This is a genomic window from Bradyrhizobium sp. 17, assembly GCF_023073515.1.
Classification (GTDB): domain Bacteria; phylum Pseudomonadota; class Alphaproteobacteria; order Rhizobiales; family Xanthobacteraceae; genus Bradyrhizobium; species Bradyrhizobium canariense_D.
In genome coordinates this window covers 160,156-160,574 of the sequence record NZ_JADPJQ010000080.1, presented here as the reverse complement: position 1 = coordinate 160,574, position 419 = coordinate 160,156, and the positions used below count along the sequence as shown (strand labels likewise).

Below are 419 nucleotides of genomic sequence, written 5' to 3'. Positions count from 1 at the left end.
ACTATGTCGCCAAGTTCGACCGTCCCGGTCTGATCGCGGCGCTGAAGGAACAGACCGCGGGCGCCGCCGGCGCCTCCGAGCTGAGCCGCGCAGCCGCCTAACCGCAGCGGGATGGATCAGGAGATACGCACATGACCAAGAAGACCCAGTCCGGCGAAGGCGCCATGGTCGAATACGTCACCGCGATGATCGGCGGCCAGCTGTTCGGCCTGCCGATCTCCCGCGTCCAGGACGTGTTCATGCCCGAGCGCGTCACCCGCGTGCCGCTGTCCTCGCGCGAGATTGCGGGCGTGCTGAACCTGCGCGGCCGCATCGTCACCGTGGTCGACATGCGCGCCCGGCTCGGCCTGCCCAAGCCCGAGGACGGCAAGATCCCGATGGCGGTCGGCGTCGACCTGCGCGGTGAATCCTATGGTCTG

Annotated in this window: 1 protein-coding gene; it reads left to right on the top strand. The window is 68.5% G+C overall.

Annotation, left to right across the window (positions count from 1 at the left end):
* Nucleotides 1-131 precede the first annotated feature (131 nt).
* On the top strand, nucleotides 132-419 hold a 288-nt coding region (locus IVB13_RS16700), incomplete at its 3' end, for a chemotaxis protein CheW (RefSeq protein ID WP_247489697.1).